This is a genomic window from Hymenobacter sp. AT01-02, assembly GCF_000961955.2.
Classification (GTDB): Bacteria; Bacteroidota; Bacteroidia; order Cytophagales; family Hymenobacteraceae; genus Hymenobacter; species Hymenobacter mucosus.
Genome location: NZ_JZIR02000118.1, coordinates 1 through 3,256 on the forward strand (window position 1 = coordinate 1; position 3,256 = coordinate 3,256).

Sequence of the window (3,256 nt, forward strand, 5' to 3'; positions counted from 1 at the left end):
GTTCTTTGACATGCGATTACGAGAGAGAAAACAAGGCCAGCATATTGGCTAGCGACCTGTCCTTTTAGGACAGGCGTTGAACGAAGTACAAGAAGGGCACACGGAGGATGCCTAGGCTCGTAGAGGCGACGAAGGACGTGATAAGCTGCGATAAGCCGTGGGGATGGGCACATACCAAGTGATCCACGGATTTCCGAATGGGGCAACCCCTTGCAGTGAAGCTGCAAGACCTACTCCTTAGAGAGCTAGGGGCAAACCCGGGGAACTGAAACATCTAAGTACCCGGAGGAACAGAAAATAACATATGATTCCCCCAGTAGTGGCGAGCGAACGGGGAGGAGCCCAAACCGGGTTGGTTACGGCCAGCGCGGGGTTGTAGGACCTCAACATCTGATTATCTATTCTTAGCTGAATGACGTGGGAAAGTCAACCAGAGACGGTGAGAGTCCGGTAAGCGAACTGAATAGGTACGGTAGAGGACTCCTGAGTAGGGCGGGGCCGGAGAAACCCCGTCTGAATCTAGCGGCACCATCCGCTAAGGCTACATACTCCTACGAGACCGATAGTGAACTAGTACCGTGAGGGAAAGGTGAAAAGAACCGGGAATACCGGAGTGAAAAGAACCTGAAACCGTGTGCTTACAAGCAGTTAGAGCCTTTTGTGGGGTGATAGCGTGCCTTTTGCATAATGAGCCTACGAGTTACTCCTCTCTGGCAAGGTTAAGTGTCTGTAGACGCGGAGCCGCAGCGAAAGCGAGTCTGAATAGGGCGCAGAGTCAGAGGGGGTAGACGCGAAACTTTGTGATCTACCCTTGGGCAGGATGAAGGTTGGGTAACACCAACTGGAGGTCCGAACCAGTTTCCGTTGAAAAGGATTTGGATGACCTGAGGGTAGGGGTGAAAGGCCAATCAAACTGAGAAATAGCTCGTACTCCCCGAAATGTATTTAGGTACAGCGTCGAGGTGGAGTCAGCGGGAGGTAGAGCTACCGATAGGACTAGGGGGTGTCACAGCCTACCGAATCCTGACGAACTCCGAATGCCCGTTGATATACTCGGCAGTGAGGCGTGGGGTGCTAAGGTCCCATGCCGAGAGGGAAAGAACCCAGACCATCCGCTAAGGTCCCTAAATTCGGACTAAGTTGAACAAAGGAGGTCCACTTGCTTTGACAGCCAGGAGGTTGGCTTGGAAGCAGCCATTCCTTTAAAGAGTGCGTAACAGCTCACTGGTCGAGCGAGAGGGCATCGATAATACGCGGGCATCAAGTCCGGTACCGAAGCGATGGATTTACGCTATGCGTAAGTGGTAGGGGAGCATTCCAGCAGCGGTGAAGGTGAGTCGTCAGGCTTGCTGGAGCGGCTGGAAAAGCAAATGTAGGCATGAGTAACGATAAAGGGGGTGAGAAACCCCCTCGCCGATAGACTAAGGTTTCCTGCTCAACGCTAATCGGAGCAGGGTTAGTCGGGACCTAAGGCTAAGCTGAGAGGCTACGTCGATGGACAGCGGTTGATATTCCCGCACCTAGAATTTGGAGTGATGCAGTGACGCAGGAGTGAACGTACCGCGGGCGGACGGAAGTGCCCGTTGAAGCGCGTAGGTATTGAGAGGGTAGTCAAGTACGCCCTTTTAGCTGAAACGTGATAGTACCTGGCGGCTTCGGCCAACGGGATAGTGTACCTAATCAGACTGCCAAGAAAACCTGCTAAGCGTTTACTGAATTCTAGCCCGTACCGCAAACCGACACAGGTAGTCAAGGAGAGTATCCTGAGGCGCTCGAGTGAATCACGGCCAAGGAACTCGGCAAAATGGTCCTGTAACTTCGGGAGAAGGGACGCTTCCTCACAGCAATGTGAGAAGCCGCAGTGAAAAGGCCCAGGCGACTGTTTAACAAAAACACATGGCTTTGCGAACGCGTAAGCGGAAGTATAAGGCCTGACACCTGCCCGGTGCCGGAAGGTTAAGAGGGGAACTTAGCGCAAGCGAAGGTTTGAATCGAAGCCCCGGTAAACGGCGGCCGTAACTATAACGGTCCTAAGGTAGCGAAATTCCTTGTCGGGTAAGTTCCGACCTGCACGAATGGTGTAACGATCTGGGCGCTGTCTCAGCCGTGAGCTCGGTGAAATTGTAGTCTCGGTGAAGATGCCGAGTACCCGCCACGGGACGGAAAGACCCCGTGCACCTTTACTATAGGTTGACATTGATGCTGGACAACACATGTGTAGGATAGGTGGGAGGCTGTGAACCCGGGCCGCCAGGTCTGGGGGAGCCAACGTTGAAATACCACCCTTGTGTTGTTTGGCACCTAATCTGGAAACGGAAACAGTGTCTGCTGGGTAGTTTGACTGGGGTGGTCGCCTCCAAAAAAGTATCGGAGGCTTTCAAAGGTCCGCTCAGACCGCTTGGTAACCGGTTGTAGAGCGCAATAGCAGAAGCGGGCTTGACTGTGAGGCCTACAAGCCGAGCAGGGTCGAAAGACGGATATAGTGATCCGGTGGTTCCATATGGAAGGGCCATCGCTCAAAGGATAAAAGGTACGCCGGGGATAACAGGCTGATCTCCCCCAAGAGCTCATATCGACGGGGAGGTTTGGCACCTCGATGTCGGCTCGTCACGTCCTGGGGCTGGAGAAGGTCCCAAGGGTTCGGCTGTTCGCCGATTAAAGTGGCACGCGAGCTGGGTTCAGAACGTCGTGAGACAGTTCGGTCCCTATCTGTGGTGGGCGTGGGATATTTGACAGGACCTGACTTTAGTACGAGAGGACCGAGTTGGACCAGCCGCTCGTGCACCGGTTGTGACGCCAGTTGCAGCGCCGGGTAGCGACGCTGGGATGAGATAAGCGCTGAAAGCATCTAAGTGCGAAACTCACCTGAAGATGAGATATCCGATTAGAAGAGTCGTTGGAGACCACAACGTTGATAGGCGGTAGGTGTAGAGGCCGAAATGCCACAGCCGAGCCGTACTAAGGACTCGAACGCTTCGCAGCGAACCGCTAGTGGCTGCCCTGGTTTTCTTTCTCGAATTGCGTGTCACAGGTCTTGCCGCCTGGTGCTCTTTCCGCGTAGCGGGTGGGGCGGCCAGTTCCGGCGCCAGTAATGGTGGCTTTAGCCCGGGTGTTCACCTCTTCCCATTCCGAACAGAGTCGTTAAGCCCCGGAGCGCCCATGGTACTGCCTTCACCGGCGGGAGAGTAGGTCGCCGCCAACCTTACTGTTTTTGCGGACGAGCCCCCGGCTGCGTCACCCAGCCTCCCCGTAGCGG

The 3,256-nt window shown here is 54.7% G+C and carries 2 rRNA genes; both read left to right on the forward strand.

Annotated elements, in window-relative coordinates:
* Nucleotides 1-79 precede the first annotated feature (79 nt).
* Nucleotides 80-2,982 (forward strand): 23S ribosomal RNA (locus tag VI25_RS20565).
* 108 nt (nucleotides 2,983-3,090) lie between these two features.
* Nucleotides 3,091-3,202 (forward strand): 5S ribosomal RNA (gene rrf / locus VI25_RS20570).
* Nucleotides 3,203-3,256 lie beyond the last annotated feature (54 nt).